The sequence below is a fragment of the Rhodomicrobium sp. genome (genome assembly GCF_047605405.1).
In the GTDB taxonomy this organism is placed as follows: Bacteria; Pseudomonadota; Alphaproteobacteria; order Rhizobiales; family Rhodomicrobiaceae; genus Rhodomicrobium; species Rhodomicrobium lacus.
Map to the genome: position 1 here is coordinate 1 of NZ_JASGFR010000059.1, position 14084 is coordinate 14084.

12 protein-coding genes and 1 pseudogene are annotated in these 14084 nt (G+C 61.9%); 11 read left to right on the top strand and 2 right to left on the bottom strand.

Annotated features, from left to right (window positions below):
- The 4 genes and pseudogenes from QM659_RS16130 to hydE all read left to right on the top strand — a co-directional run.
- Positions 1-782: pseudogene (locus QM659_RS16130) on the top strand ([FeFe] hydrogenase H-cluster radical SAM maturase HydG); the annotation flags it as partial.
- Entirely contained in the window at positions 782-2245 is a 1464-nt protein-coding gene (locus QM659_RS16135) for an aspartate ammonia-lyase (protein WP_415189209.1), read from the top strand. The pseudogene QM659_RS16130 and the gene QM659_RS16135, both read left to right, overlap by 1 nt.
- Before the next feature lies 1 nt (position 2246).
- Positions 2247-3494 (top strand): [FeFe] hydrogenase H-cluster maturation GTPase HydF, encoded by a 1248-nt coding sequence (gene hydF / locus QM659_RS16140; RefSeq protein ID WP_415189210.1) that lies wholly within the window; start codon positions 2247-2249, stop codon positions 3492-3494.
- Between the two features lie 49 nt (positions 3495-3543).
- Entirely contained in the window at positions 3544-4890 is a 1347-nt protein-coding gene (gene hydE, locus QM659_RS16145) for a [FeFe] hydrogenase H-cluster radical SAM maturase HydE (protein ID WP_415189211.1), read from the top strand.
- 94 nt (positions 4891-4984) lie between these two features.
- On the opposite strand, the gene nikR is transcribed toward hydE, so the two are convergent.
- Positions 4985-5410 carry a nickel-responsive transcriptional regulator NikR gene (gene nikR / locus QM659_RS16150; protein WP_415189212.1) on the bottom strand — a complete coding sequence of 142 codons (426 nt, stop codon included), beginning with the start codon at positions 5408-5410 and terminating at the stop codon, positions 4985-4987.
- A gap of 170 nt (positions 5411-5580) precedes the next feature.
- Here nikR and QM659_RS16155 point away from each other — a divergent pair, with 170 nt between their 5' ends.
- The 5 genes from QM659_RS16155 (at position 5581) to QM659_RS16175 (ending at position 9292) form a co-directional block, all read left to right on the top strand.
- Positions 5581-6348: a DUF4198 domain-containing protein gene (locus QM659_RS16155; protein WP_415189213.1), complete on the top strand. Its 768-nt coding sequence runs from the start codon at positions 5581-5583 to the stop codon at positions 6346-6348.
- 50 nt (positions 6349-6398) lie between these two features.
- Positions 6399-7010 carry a cobalt transporter CbiM gene (cbiM, locus tag QM659_RS16160; RefSeq protein ID WP_415189214.1) on the top strand — a complete coding sequence of 204 codons (612 nt, stop codon included), beginning with the start codon at positions 6399-6401 and terminating at the stop codon, positions 7008-7010.
- Between the two features lie 12 nt (positions 7011-7022).
- Positions 7023-7661, top strand: a complete 639-nt coding sequence (locus tag QM659_RS16165) for a carboxypeptidase regulatory-like domain-containing protein (protein ID WP_415189215.1) — start codon at positions 7023-7025, stop codon at positions 7659-7661.
- Positions 7658-8470 (top strand): cobalt ECF transporter T component CbiQ, encoded by an 813-nt coding sequence (gene cbiQ, locus QM659_RS16170; protein ID WP_415189216.1) that lies wholly within the window; start codon positions 7658-7660, stop codon positions 8468-8470. Before QM659_RS16165 ends, cbiQ begins: the two co-directional genes overlap by 4 nt.
- 138 nt (positions 8471-8608) lie before the next feature.
- Positions 8609-9292 carry an energy-coupling factor ABC transporter ATP-binding protein gene (locus QM659_RS16175; RefSeq protein ID WP_415189217.1) on the top strand — a complete coding sequence of 228 codons (684 nt, stop codon included), beginning with the start codon at positions 8609-8611 and terminating at the stop codon, positions 9290-9292.
- 13 nt (positions 9293-9305) lie between these two features.
- On the opposite strand, the gene QM659_RS16180 is transcribed toward QM659_RS16175, so the two are convergent.
- Positions 9306-10157: an SMODS domain-containing nucleotidyltransferase gene (locus QM659_RS16180; protein ID WP_415189218.1), complete on the bottom strand. Its 852-nt coding sequence runs from the start codon at positions 10155-10157 to the stop codon at positions 9306-9308.
- Positions 10158-10707: 550 nt separating this feature from the next.
- On the opposite strand from QM659_RS16180, the gene QM659_RS16185 reads away from it, so the two are divergent.
- A complete protein-coding gene (locus QM659_RS16185; protein ID WP_415189219.1) occupies positions 10708-12327 on the top strand; it encodes an isocitrate lyase in 1620 nt (539 codons plus the stop codon).
- Positions 12328-12414: 87 nt separating this feature from the next.
- The gene (gene aceB / locus QM659_RS16190) at positions 12415-14025 is read left to right on the top strand and encodes a malate synthase A (protein WP_415189220.1); all 1611 of its coding nucleotides are present in this window, start codon (positions 12415-12417) and stop codon (positions 14023-14025) included.
- Positions 14026-14084 lie beyond the last annotated feature (59 nt).

Sequence of the window (14084 nt, forward strand, 5' to 3'; positions counted from 1 at the left end):
GGCTTGGCGCTCACGACCGGGCGATGAAGGCGGGCATAGACGATGTCGGACTAGGCGTACTTTACGGCCTCGGAGACTGGCGTTTCGACACGCTCGCGCTCATGCGCCACGCGGAACATCTCGAAACGAGCTTCGGCGCAGGCTGTCATACGATCAGCGTGCCGCGCATGGAGCCCGCACACGGATCGACCGTTTCCTATAAGCCAGCCAACAAGGTTTCGGACGACGATTTCAAGAAGATCGTCGCGATTTTGCGTATCGCCGTGCCCTATACCGGGATTGTGATGTCGACGCGCGAAACGGCGCAGATGCGGCGCGAGACTTTGGCCGTCGGCGTCTCGCAGATTTCTGCCGGTAGCCGAACCAATCCCGGCGGCTATGCGACCCAGCTCGACCAAGAGGCGCTGCCGGGCGATCAGCCGAAAGAGCAGTTCGATGAAAGCCAGTTTTCGCTCGGCGATCATCGCTCGCTGGATGACGTCGTCCGCGATCTGGCGGAAATGGGCTACACGCCGTCCTTCTGCACGGCCTGCTATCGCAATGGCAGAACCGGCGAGGATTTTATGCACTGGGCGAAGAGCGGCGACATCAAGGAGAAATGCGGTCCGAATTCCGCGGGCACATTCATGGAATATCTCATCGATTATGCATCGCCCAACACAGCGCGGATCGGATCAGACGCGCTCGAACGCGACATCTCCACGATGGGACCGAAGGAACAGAGAATTTCCCGCACCATCGTGGACAAGATCAGGTCTGGAAAGCGCGACGTATTCTGCTGATGCCAACTTGCCCTTCGGAGACGTCAGCGCTGATCGATGGAAACGACGCCTTTCGCATCGAACGGGACGTGATCGGCGAAATGCGTCTGCCCAATGGGGCCTATTACGGAATCCACACGGCGCGGGCGCTGAAAAATTTCGCCATCCTCGGCAGGCCCTGTCATCGGGAACTGATCAAGGCCATGGCCGCCGTCAAGGAGGCGGCGGCGGCGACCAATCGCGCCATCGGCGCGCTGGACGCTGAAGCGGCCGAAGCCATTCGCGAGGCGGCGCAGGAGATTGCGCGGGGCCTGCATCACGAATGGATTGTGGTTGACGGGCTTCAGGGCGGCGCGGGAACCTCCCTCAACATGAACATCAACGAGGTCATCGCCAACCGCGCGGTCGAACTGCTTCGCGAGCCCAAAGGCGATTATCGGCGGGTTCACCCGGTCGATCACGTCAACCTTCATCAGTCGACCAACGATGTCTTCCCAACGGCGCTCAAGGTCGCGGCGCTGCGCCTCCTCGACCGGCTCGAAGCCGAAATCGCGCGCCTGCAACTTGAGTTGCAGAAGAAGGAAGCGGCTTTCGCGGGAGCCCTGAAAATGGGCCGCACGCAATTGCAGGACGCCTGTCCGACGACACTGGGCGCGACCTTCGGCGCTTGGGCGGAGGCGATCTCGCGCGACCGCTGGCGCGTGTTCAAATGCAAGGAAAGGCTGCGCGTCGTCAATCTCGGAGGCACCGCCATCGGCACAGGCGTCACCGCGCCGCGCGATTATATTTTCAGGGTTGTTGGCGCCTTGCGCGAGGTCACGAGGCTCAATCTGTCGCGCGCGGAAAACCTTCTCGATGCCACTCAGAACGCCGACGTTTTTGTGGAGGTTTCGGGAATTCTGAAGGCGCACGCCGTCACCCTTTTCAAGATTTCTTCCGACATCCGCCTTCTCGCCTCCGGCCCGTGCGCGGGGCTCAATGAAATCGCGCTCGCCCCCGTTCAGGCAGGCTCAAGTCTCATGCCCGGCAAGATAAACCCGGTCATCTGCGAAGCGGTCGCGCAAGCCGCCATGGCAATGATCGGGCATGACGCCGCCATCACCCAGGCCTGCCAGGCGGGGCAACTGGAGCTGAACGCCTTTCTGCCGCTTGTCGCACAGTCCCTTCTGGACGGGCTTTCCGGCCTGGTCGCTGCGAACGCGGTCTTCGCGGAGCGCTGCATCGCCTCGATTGGCGTCAACGCGGATGTCGCTGCGGATCATGTCGAACGCTCGTGGGCAATCGTCACCGCGCTCGTGCCAGCGCTCGGCTATGAGCGCGCAAGCGAGATTGCTGCGGCGGCGCGCAATTCGGGCCGAACCGTCCGCGACCTTATCCGCGAAACCGGGCTGATCGGGGAAAGCGAACTGGATCGGCTGCTGTCTCCCGCCGCCATGACACAACTTGGCTACGAGCCTGCGAAATCGGCAAAGGAAAGGCGCTGACATGCGGACCACGCCCAAGAGCATGCGCATGCATATTGGTCTGTTCGGCCGCCGCAATGTCGGCAAATCGAGCCTGATGAATGCGTTGCTCGGCTTTCCGAAGTCTATCGTTTCCGATGTCGCGGGCACGACGACGGACCCGGTGGAGAAGGCAATGGAGTTCCCGCCGCTCGGCCCGGTCGTTTTCGTCGACACTGCGGGCATCGACGATGTCGGCGCTCTGGGCGCGTTGCGCGTGAAGAGGAGCCGCGAGGTTCTCGAACGCATGGATGTGGCTGTTGTGATTTGCGATGAAGCGGGGATCGGGCCATTCGAACGTGGCCTCATCGCCGAATTGCAGGCGCACAAGACCCCGATCCTCTGTATCTTCAACAAATGCGACCGGGGCGAGCCGTCTCTGGAGGACGCGCGTGCGCTGCTTGGCGAAACTGGCGAGGCGGTGCGCATTTCGGTAAAAACCGGCCGCAATCTCGATGCTGTACGCGAGTCGCTGATCCGCATCGCGCCTGAGGACAGGTTCGCCGAGCCGCCGATGGTGAGCGATCTCGTTCCGGCTGGCGGCTCTGTCGTTCTCGTGGTCCCTATCGATCTCGGCGCGCCGAAGGGGCGCCTCATCCTTCCACAAGTTCAGGCCATCCGCGAAATTCTCGACGCCGACGCCTCCTGCACGGTGGTCAAGGAACGCGAACTCATCGGCGCGCTCGCGAACGCGCGAACCCCGCCGTCGCTCGTGATCTGCGATTCGCAAATCGTGCTGAAAGCCGCTGCGGACACCCCGCCCGACATCCCGCTCACGACTTTCTCGATCCTGATGGCGCGCCTCAAGGCCGATCTCGTCCGCCTCGCCGAGGGGGCCGCCGTCTTGCACAGGCTCAAGCCGGGCGATCATGTCCTTGTGGCCGAAGCCTGCACGCACGACGTCATTTGCGACGACATCGGGCGGGTGAAAATTCCGCGCTGGCTGCGCCAGTTCGCGGGCGGTGACCTGCGGATCGATTTCAGCGGCGGCAAGCACTTCCCCGAAGACCTCGCCAAATACAAGCTCATCATCCAGTGCGGCGCCTGCATGGTGACCCGCAAACACATGCTTTCATGGCTTTATCGCGCCGAGCGGCAAGGCGTGCCGATGACGAACTACGGTGTAGCGATTTCGGTGGTGCAAGGCGTTCTGGAACGGTCGCTGGAGCCTTTCCCGGAGGCTTATCGCGCCTATGAGGCGGCGCTCAGAATGGAACCGGAAGAAGCCTGAGGCCGTCGCGGGATTGTCGTCCCGCCAGAATACGATTGAGGATCTTTCCATGACTGTCGCCACGAACAGCGCCAAAGCTTCCCCTGCCACTTCGCCCGGCGGCTGCTCTCCAGCGGGTTGCACGACCTGTGCCCCGGAGGCGGGCGTCAAATCCGCGATGTGCGGCGTCATTCCCGATTTTCTCGCCAAGACGCCGCCGTCGCGCTTGCGGGATATTTTGAAGCAGGAAGCCTTTTCTGACGAAGACATCGTCTATCTTCTCGGGCTTACGCGCCCTGAAGATTGTGAGGCGCTGCGCCGCGCCGCCTACGATCTGACGACCCGCTTGATCGGCGACAAGGTCCATTATCGCGGGATCGTCGAGTTTTCGAATATCTGCGCCTTGAATTGCCGTTATTGCGGCATTCGCAAATCGAACAAGGCCGTGCCGCGCTACATGCTTTCGAAAGAGCAGATCGTCGAAAGTGCGCTCTGGGCTGCGGAGAACAATTACGGTTCGATCTGCCTGCAGGCCGGTGAGAGACGCGATGAAACATTCATTCGGTTCGTCGAGGACTGCATTCGCGAAATTCGGGAGAAATCGGTTTCGGAAAAGCTTCCTCGTGGCTTGAGCATGACTCTCTCGCTCGGCGAACAGGAGGCCGGCACCTACCGCCGATGGAGGGACGCGGCGGGAGACCACGGCGGCCTGCGCTATTTGTTGCGCATGGAAAGCACGAACCCGGAGCTTTTCGCGAGGCTTCATCCATCGCGCGACGGGAGAGCGGCGGAAAAGAACTACGAGTCGCGCGTCCGCGCGCTCCACGACATCCGCGCGGCGGGGTTGCAGGTCGGAACGGGTGGCATGATCGGCCTGCCTGGCCAAACCCTCGCCGATCTTTGCGCCGACATCCGTTTCTATGATCGATATGACGTCGATATGCTCGGAATGGGCCCGTATATCGTCTCTATGGGCGCGGACATGATCGACGAAGGCATGCTGGACGCAGAGCCCCTGCTTCAGCTTTCCATGAATATGCTGGCCGTTACACGCCTCGTGCTGCGCGACGTCAATATCGCAGCCGCGACAGCTCTCCAGACGCTGCGAGAGGAAGGCCGGGAACTCGGCATAACCTATGGGTGCAATATCGTTATGCCCAACATTTCCCCGCGGGACGTGCGGAAGCACTACCAACTCTACGACAACAAGCCATGCATCGAGGAGGAGCGCACCGATTGCCGGGGCTGCCTTGAGACGCGGATTCGGTCCGTAGGGCGGCGCGTGGGCTGGAACGAATGGGGTTGTTCGCGCCACTACGCGGAACGAAGCGCGGCGCTTGGTGGACATGGGACCAAGCAAACGCAGTCGCCGTTGGCAGCATTCTGCGACCCGCTCCTCAGTCCACGCGCAAGCTGAGCAATGGCGCCCTCACTGCCGATCGACGATGCAGGCGGACTGCGAACCGCATGGCCTCGAATGCGCGCCTATATACCCTCGGCTGTCGACATGACTAGCCGTGGTCATGGCGTTTGGGCATGTCATCCGGGACGATGTGCAGATTGCCGTGACGCACGCCGGTTTCTGCGATGGTGGCTTCAGCAAGTCTGCGGACTTCGTGGGTGTTTCCCTTGAGCAAGGCGACTTCGAGGCAATTCTCATAATCGAGATGGACATGGAGCGTCGAAAGCACGAGGTGATGATGGGCGTGCTGCGTCCGGGCCAGCCGGCGCGATAATTCGCGCTGTTCGTGGTTGTACACGTAGGAGAGACAGGCGATGGCGTTTTCCGCCTTGTCTTCGGAGAGCTTCTCCTGCTCCAGCCTGTCGCGCAGGAGATCCCGGATCGCCTCAGACCGGCTGGCATAGCCCTTCTTGTCGAGATATCTGTCGAAATGCCCGAGCAGATCCTCGTCGAGAGAGATCGTCACTCGTTCCATCCGTCGTCCTCCCTGTCACCGTCTTCCAGGCTGAGCATAAACCATATGCGCTTCCAGCGCGTCACGATATCCAGCGGAGATGTGACCCGGATTACCCCAACGTCGCGTTGACTGGCGATAGCGAGTATGAACAATGATGAACGCGTAATAACTCATACGAGGGTGACTTCATGCGTTTTCCTGCGGGTCTCGCCGTGACTTCGGTTGCCGCGCTTCTCATGTTTTCGGCTGCTGCGCATGCGCATTTTCAGGAGCTTCTGCCGTCCAGCGACATCGTTGCCGACGAGGGCGACCGCAAGGTCAAGCTTCAGGCCATCTTCACGCATCCGATGGAAGGCGGCCCGAACATGGATATGGGACAGCCGCAGCAATTCGGCGTTCTCGCGGACGGCGAGAAGGTGGACCTGAAATCTTCGCTGAAGCCCGTCGAAGTGTCCGGCAAGAAGGCGTTCGAAGCCACCTATCAGATCAAGAAGCCCGGCGACTACGTGTTCTACCTTGAGCCCGCCCCCTATTGGGACGAGGGCGAGAAGCACTTCCTGATCCATTACACGAAGGTTGTCGTCGACTTCGGATCGGGTGAGGGCTGGGACAAGCTCGTCGGCTTGCCGGTTGAAATCGAGCCCTTGACCCGTCCCTATGGCGTGTGGACGGGCAATATTTTCCGGGGCGTGGTGCGCAAGGACGGCAAGCCGGTGCCGGGCGCTGTCGTCGAAATCGAATGGTCGAACGACGGGTCCGTGAAGGCCCCCTCCGATCCGTTCGTGACCCAGGTCGTCAAGGCCGACGACAACGGCGTATTCGCCTACGCCATTCCGAAAGCCGGGTGGTGGGGCTTCAACGCCCTCATCGACGGCGAGACCAAAGGGCCGGACGGCAAGCCCGCCGCCGCCGAACTCGGCGGCACGATCTGGGTCAAAGCGGTCGACATGAAGTGATTTGCCCCGGCGGGGCGCGGTGTGCGTCCCGCTGACACCGGAGCACGACGATGGCTCATATTCCCGATGGCGTCCTGTCCGCCCCGGTTCTGGTTGCGGGCGCAGCCGTCAGCCTCGCGGGCTGCGCCCACGCGCTTCGCCGCCTCGATGAGGAACGCATTCCCGAGGTGGCCATCCTTTCGGCGGTGTTCTTCGTCGCCTCGCTCGTCCATTTCCCGGTCGGCCCGACTTCCGTACACCTCATCCTGAACGGGCTGACGGGCATTTTGCTTGGATGGGCCGCCTTTCCGGCAATCGCCGTCGCCCTGCTGCTGCAGGCCGTCCTTTTCGGCTTCGGCGGCCTCGTTGTGCTTGGCGCAAACATCATGAACATGGCCGTGCCGGCGGTTCTGTGCGGATACCTCTTTCAAGCGGTTGCCGGCGACGGGCTGAACCGCCAGCGCGTCCTCTGGGGTGCCGGACTGGCGGGCGGCGTCGGCGTCCTCATCACCGCTTTTATGGTGGCGGCGGTTCTCGCCCTGTCGGGTAAGGAATTTATCGCGGCTGCAAAGCTCGTGGTCGTGGCGCATCTGCCGGTCGCCCTGATCGAGGCGGCTTTCAGCGTGGCGGTGATCGGGCTCTTATCCAAAGTCAAGCCGTCGCTGCTCGGCTTTCGGGCATAGGAGATCACACGAATGACGAGAGTTTCGATCCCCGCCCTTGTGGCCCTTATGCTCCTGATGTTCGGGGGCGGTGCCGAGGCGCACAAGCTCAAGGTGTTCGCCACAGCCACGGGCGGGGTGATAGAGGGCTACGCTTATTTTGGTACGGGCGGACGCGCCCGGCTGTCGTCGGTCACGGTGGCGAGCCCCGACGGAACGCTTCTCGGCAAGACGACGACCGACGACGAGGGAAATTTCCGTTACGAGGCAACGCGCCGGGTCGATCATGTCGTCACCGTCGATGGCGGGGATGGCCATGTCGCGAGCTACACGGTGGCGGCCGACGAGTTGCCGCAAGCCTTGGCGAGCGGCGGCGACGCAGCCGCGCCGAAACCTTCACCCGAGCGGACAGGCGCACCGGTCGCAGCGGCCCCCGCCATTTCGAGAGGGGGGGAAGACGCCGATCTCAGGGCTTTCATCGACCAGAGTATCGCCCGCCAGATCCGGCCGCTCCGCGAACAGATCGATGCGTATCAGGAAAAGATCTCGTTGCATGACGTGCTCGGCGGCCTTGGGTACATCCTCGGACTTGGCGGCCTTGCTTTCGGCTTTTCCCAACGTCGAAGGCGGGCACAAGACGGCGCTCCCGATTTGACGAGGGGCGCACAATGAGCCTCGTGGGTGAGCAGACAGGCGCGGTGAACGAGTGCGGCTGTGACGGTTCTGTCGCTCTGACCGGTTCGCGGTCGAGCGGCGATCGGTGGAATTTCGTCCAATCCGTCGATCCGGGCATTCGTCTGCTCGTCTGCGCTTCGTTCTGCCTCGTCGTCGTGAGCCTGAACGGCCTCACGGCGCTTTCGCTCGCGCTAGGCGTCGCGGCGCTCGCCGTTGCGGCTGCCCGGCAGAGCCTCGGAACTGCGCTCCGGCGCATGGCCGCACTCGACGGTTTCATGCTGATGGTGCTGGCGATGCTTCCCTTTTCGACGCCGGGAGAGCCGTTGTTCTCGGTCGCGGGACTGCCCGCCAGCCGGGAAGGCGCGCTCCTCGGAGCGACGATCCTCCTGAAAGCAAACGCGGTGGTGCTGATGATCCTTGCGCTGCTGTCGTCCATGGAGCCCGCGCTTCTCGGCCGGGCGATGAACCGCCTGCGCCTGCCGAGCAAGTTCGTTCTCCTGTTCCTCTTCACCCTGCGCTACATCGACGTTCTCGGGCGTGAATACCGGCGGCTGCGCACGGCCATGAAAGCGCGCGGATTTCGCATGCGGTGCGACCTGCATACGTGGCGAAGCGTCGGCTATCTCGTCGGCATGCTGCTTGTGCGCAGCATCGAGCGTTCGGAGCGGATCGTGGTCGCGATGCGATGCCGGGGCTTCAACGGCACGTTCCCCGCCCTTACCGAAAACGCCGCGCTTTCGTGGCGGGATGGAGCCTTTGCCGGACTGTCTCTCGGCGTCTGCGTCGGCCTCGCGCTCGTGCAGTGAATTTTTGGTTGTTCCACTCCCGCCGGGGGCAGCATAATTTAATGCGACACTCCAAACTGCACGAGAACCGGTTGGCTGCTGGTGCTCTTGAGGCGCCACAAGAGTGGATGAGCGCGCGCGGCGAAAGGGATCGAATGTATGCGCCAGAGCGCTAGTGGGAGCCCGGAACTTTTGCGCCTGTCCGGCGTGAGCTTCGCCTACGACAGGGAACGCCCCGTGCTTCGCGGCGCCGATTTCGTTCTCCATGCGGGCGAACGCGTCGCGGTGACGGGCCCGAACGGCGCGGGCAAGACGACCTTGCTTCACGTGATGGTCGGTCTCGTCAAGCCTTCGGCGGGAACGATGGAGGCGTTCGGCAAGATCAGGACGAGCGAAGGCGATTTCTCCGAAGTTCGTTGCCGCGCCGGCCTGTTGTTTCAGGACGCCGACGACCAGCTTTTCTGTCCGACCGTCGCGGAGGATGTCGCTTTCGGCCCGCTGAACCTCGGCAAGTCTCGCGCCGAGGCCCGCGAGATCACGCGCCGCACCCTCGCACGCATCGGACTTCATGGGTTCGAGGACCGGATCACCTACAAGCTTTCGGGCGGTCAGAAGCGCCTTGTGGCGCTTGCGGCGGTGCTCGCGATGGAGCCGGAAATTCTGCTTCTCGACGAGCCGACGGCCGCCCTCGATGCGGAGACCGAAACGCGTCTGGTCGACATTTTGAACAGCCTTCCGCAGGCGATGGTCATCGTCTCCCATGACCGCGCTTTCCTTGCGAAAGTCGCGAACCGATGGGTGAGACTTGAGGGCGGCACGCTTTTTTGCCCCGTTACGTGTTGACCTCACCTGATCGCTATCGGAGGAGCCGACAATGCGCACCGACGCGCGGCACGAATATTTTGGATCCATGAGAACGCAGATCGACCACCGTCCGCATTACTTTCAGAGCAAGTCGAGCCACGCGAGAACGCTCGTATCGCGTTTCCGCGACGGCGGAAGGCTGGGCGCGGTAGTCCTTTACTGTCTTCCTCCCCCGCCCGCGCGATAACGCAGTGGGTGTATCGGCGAAGGCGCCCGAATCCTTGTCCCACCATTCTATGCGGTGCCCGATGAGCGTGGTTAGAAGGACGGACTGGCAGCTGAAACGCTTCTTGATGTCCCTTATGTACTTGATCAGCCTCGTCGCCTTGCGGAACGAGTTGTTGCCCGAGTAGCCGTTCTTCTCGCGCATCCAGCGCGTGTACTCGACCGGCTGAGAGTCCTCAAATTCGTCCTTGCGCTTGTTGCAGACTTCAAGCGCACCCTGTTGATCCCGGTCCATTACCAAAGGTGCGATATCGATCTTGCAGTCGTCCGCGTAGGTGATGGTGACGCAGTAGTCGTAGACCACCGTCTTGTCGCCATAGCGATTGCTGTCGAGGAAAGCGCGTCCGAGCTCCCTCACATACTGCGCTGCGCTCCAGCCAACGATGGGGTGAACCTTGACGAGAAGGTCTGCGTCGAACTCTCCACCGTCCACCGGCTTTATGATGGTGCCGTGCGCCCAGGAGCCCTGCTCAATGAACGCAGAAATACGCGGCTCCCAGTCGGCGTCGCGTATGAAGGTCTTGATCGCGGTGATCCGGTCCTCCAGCCGATCAAGTCGAGTTTGATTGAGGTTAACGGTGTCCGAAAGGAAGTCTCTGAAGTCGCCGACAAGTTTCATTATATCACCCCAACATTGATTTAATTACAAATTTGCTTCCATGCAATGGACAATCGCAAGTTGCTGGGGATGAATTGGCAGAGTCGAAATCGTCATGTTGACCGTGGCGCCACCTAGCAAGACCTAGACGGGAGCTTAGCAGCTTTCCGTACAGTCCCTTTGTCTGGCAAATCGTCTAAATGCGGTTCTTTCCGTTTACATTCGCAAGCTTCGCAAAAACGCACAGCTCCCTTCACAAATCCCCGCAAATTCAGCCCTACCGTGAAAATTCGGTGGCGAATATTGTGTGATCCACAAGCAGATCACACGGGATTTCGCGAATGCGACTTGTCTTCAAGGCACCGTATACGGTCCCCGCAGTGACGAGCGAGACACCCCGATGGCCGGATTGCCCCGAAGGCTTCGCGCTCTCGGTCTGCCCTCGCGGCAGCGATTCCGACTGGCCTGAATTCGCGTCCCGCGAAGAGGCGGAAGATCGGTGCGGCAGATGCTTTCCAAGCGTCGGGGGCATTAATCTCCAACAAAGCAATACAGGGAAGTGACAACGACCATGCGGCAGCAGAAAACCTATACCGAACACCGTGACGAACTCCTCGCGCGCTATCCCGAAGGGCGTACGCCCGGCGGCGTCCTCGTGGACGACATCGTTCAGCTTCGGCTTCAGAACACCTTCGATACGCATCTCGACATCGCGCGCGCCATGGCGACCGTGATGCGCGCCGACATGGCCGCATACGATGCGGATTCGAGCAAGTTCACCCAGTCGCTCGGCTGCTGGTCGGGCTTTCATGCGCAGCAGATGGTGAAGTCCGTCAGGCGCCTGCGAGGCACGGCAAAGGGCACCTACGTGTATCTTTCAGGCTGGATGGTGGCGGGTCTGCGCAACCGTTTCGGTCATCTGCCGGACCAGTCGATGCACGAGAAGACGGCGGTCGTCGATCTGATCGAGGAAATCTATGTGTCGTTGCGTCAGGCAGACGAAGTGGCGATGAACGACTTGTTCAAGGATCTGCGCGCCGCTCGAAAGGCGGGGGACAAGGCCGCCGAAGAGAAGACTATCGCCGCCATCGACAGCTTCGAAACGCATGTCGTGCCGATCATCGCGGACATCGATGCGGGCTTCGGCAACGAACACGCAACCTACCTCCTCGCGAAGGAGATGATCAAGGCGGGCGCGTGTTGCCTCCAGATTGAAAACCAGGTCTCCGACGCAAAGCAGTGCGGCCATCAGGACGGCAAGGTGACGGTGCCGCGCGAAGACTTCATCGAAAAGCTGCGCGCCTGCCGTCTCGCTTTCGAGGAACTCGGCGTGAACGACGGCGTGATCGTTGCGCGTACCGATAGCCTCGGCGCGGGACTCACGCAGAAGGTGCCGGTTTCGAAGCATTCGGGCGACCTCGCCGCGGGCTATATCAAGTGGCTGAAGACCGAGCCGATCACCACGAAGAACCCGATCCGCGAGGGCGAGCTTGCGCTCTACCGAGACGGCGAGTTCGTGAAGCCGGTGCGTCTGCCGAACGGCCTCTTTCCGTTCAAGGAGAACACCGGGCGCCAGCGCGTTGTCGAAGACTGCATCGCGTCTCTCACCGAAGGCGGCGCGGATCTGCTCTGGATCGAAACCGACACGCCGAATGTCGACGAGATCGCGGGAATGGTATCCGAAATCCGCAGAGTCGTGCCGGATGCGAAGCTCACCTACAACAATTCGCCGTCGTTCAACTGGACGCTGAACCTTCGCAAGCAGGTGCGCACACAGTGGCTGGCCGAAGCGCGCATCGGCCTGGACGACTATCCGGAAGGCGCGGCGCTCATGTCCGCCGAATTCGACGACACCGATCTCGGGCGTGAGGCCGACGCGCGGCTCCAGCGCTTCCAGGCGGACATCGCGGCCCGCGCGGGCGTGTTCCACAATCTCATCACGCTGCCGACCTTCCATCTCACGGCGAAGAGCGTCGACGAACTTTCCCGCGGCTATTTCGGGCCGGAGCGCATGAAGGCGTATGTCACCACGGTGCAGCGCGAGGAAATCCGACGCGGCGTTTCGGCGGTAAAGCATCAGCACGAAGTCGGCTCCGACCTGGGCGACACCTTCAAGGAAATGGTCGCGGGCGAGCGCGCTCTGAAAGCGGGCGGCCATGCGAACACCATGAACCAGTTCGCGCCGGAATAGCCCGCCTCATGCCGGGCGTGTGATTGAGCATGCGCCCGGCGCCAAAAAACAATTCCCGAGGAAACTGTCCATGCGAGGAAACTGTCCATGACTGTCGCTGAAAAGCATCCGCCAGCCCCCGCCGGTGTCGTCGTCCACGGCGCGATGCGTCCCCGCTTCGACGAGATTCTGACGCCTGCCGCGCTGACCTTTCTTGCCGACCTGCACCGCCGTTTCGACAAAAGCCGCGTGGAACTTCTGAAGCTCCGCGCCGAGCGTCAGAAGCACTTCGATGCGGGCGAATGGCCTGATTTTCTCCCCGACACGCGTAACATCCGCTCGGGCGACTGGCGCATCCGCAATATCCCTGCCGACCTTCAGGACCGGCGCGTCGAAATCACCGGCCCGACCGACCGCAAGATGATCGTCAACGCGCTGAACTCCGGCGCGAAGACTTTCATGGCCGATTTCGAGGATGCCACGTCGCCCACCTTCCAGAACGTCATCGACGGGCAGATCAACCTGAAGGATCGCTGGGCGGGGCGTCTGGATTTCACCGACTTCGGCACCGGCAAGCGCTACGAACTGAAGCCGAACCCGGCTGTGCTGATCGTTCGTCCGCGTGGCTGGCATCTCCCCGAAGATCATATCGTGGTCGACGGCAAGGCCATCGCCGGGGCCTTTGTGGATTTCGGGCTTTACGCGTTCCATAACGCACGCACCATCGTGGCGGCTGGGGCAACGCCGGCGTTTTACCTGCCGAAGCTCGAAAGCCATCTCGAAGCGCGGCTGTGGCGCGACGTGCTTGCGCATGCGGAAGCAGCGCTCGGCATACCCTACGGCTCGTTCAAGGCGACGGTTCTGATCGAAACTCTGCCAGCCGCCTTCGAAATGGACGAGATCCTCTACGAACTGCGCGACCATATCGTCGGGCTGAATTGCGGGCGATGGGACTATATTTTCTCCTACATCAAGCGGCTCGGAAAGAATCGCCGCTTCCTCACGCCGGACCGATCCGCCATGGTCATGGGCAGCGCCTTCCTGCGAGCCTATTCGCTGCTCCTCATCAAGACCTGCCATCGTCGCGGTGCCTTCGCAATGGGCGGCATGGCGGCGCAGATCCCGGTGAAGAACGATCCGGCGGCGAACGAAACAGCCTTTGCAAAGGTGCGAGCCGACAAGGAGCGCGAGGCGGGCGACGGGCACGACGGCACCTGGGTGGCTCATCCCGACCTTGTGCCGGTGGCCATGGAGGTGTTCAACCGCCTGATGCCGACGCCAAATCAGCTTCATGTCTCGCGTGAGGATGTCGTCGTCACGCGAGAGCAGATGCTCGGGGTCCATGAAGGCAGCCGCACCGAAGCCGGGCTTCGCGAGAACATTCGCGTCGGCGTGCAGTATATCGAGGCGTGGCTGCGCGGGCGCGGCGCGGTTCCGCTCTACAACCTGATGGAAGACGCGGCCACCGCCGAGATCAGCCGCACGCAGGTATGGCAGTGGCTGCATCACGCGGCACCGCTGGAAGACGGCCGCCCCGTTACCAGCGCTTTTGTCGAGGCGGTGTTCGCTGACGAAATGGCAAAACTTCGCGAAACACTCGGCGCGGACGCCTTCGATGCCGGTCGCTTCTACGAGGCAGGCGATGTTTTCCTCTCGATGACGCTCGCGAGCGAGTGTCCGGAGTTTCTGACCCTTCCCGCTTACAGGCTGCTAGCCTGATCCGGATCGCATGCCGTCGAGCCAAGGGCCAGGCAGCGCACGGCCGGTGGCATGCGGCG

Bases quoted from the DNA above. Each gene is read 5' to 3' on its own strand.
- QM659_RS16135 (WP_415189209.1), top strand. From the start codon at position 782: ATGCCAACTTGCCCTTCGGAGACGTCAGCGCTGATCGATGGAAACGAC.
- hydF (WP_415189210.1), top strand. From the start codon at position 2,247: ATGCGGACCACGCCCAAGAGCATGCGCATGCATATTGGTCTGTTCGGC.
- hydE (WP_415189211.1), top strand. From the start codon at position 3,544: ATGACTGTCGCCACGAACAGCGCCAAAGCTTCCCCTGCCACTTCGCCC.
- nikR (WP_415189212.1), bottom strand. From the start codon at position 5,410: ATGGAACGAGTGACGATCTCTCTCGACGAGGATCTGCTCGGGCATTTC.
- QM659_RS16155 (WP_415189213.1), top strand. From the start codon at position 5,581: ATGCGTTTTCCTGCGGGTCTCGCCGTGACTTCGGTTGCCGCGCTTCTC.
- cbiM (WP_415189214.1), top strand. From the start codon at position 6,399: ATGGCTCATATTCCCGATGGCGTCCTGTCCGCCCCGGTTCTGGTTGCG.
- QM659_RS16165 (WP_415189215.1), top strand. From the start codon at position 7,023: ATGACGAGAGTTTCGATCCCCGCCCTTGTGGCCCTTATGCTCCTGATG.
- cbiQ (WP_415189216.1), top strand. From the start codon at position 7,658: ATGAGCCTCGTGGGTGAGCAGACAGGCGCGGTGAACGAGTGCGGCTGT.
- QM659_RS16175 (WP_415189217.1), top strand. From the start codon at position 8,609: ATGCGCCAGAGCGCTAGTGGGAGCCCGGAACTTTTGCGCCTGTCCGGC.
- QM659_RS16180 (WP_415189218.1), bottom strand. From the start codon at position 10,157: ATGAAACTTGTCGGCGACTTCAGAGACTTCCTTTCGGACACCGTTAAC.
- QM659_RS16185 (WP_415189219.1), top strand. From the start codon at position 10,708: ATGCGGCAGCAGAAAACCTATACCGAACACCGTGACGAACTCCTCGCG.
- aceB (WP_415189220.1), top strand. From the start codon at position 12,415: ATGACTGTCGCTGAAAAGCATCCGCCAGCCCCCGCCGGTGTCGTCGTC.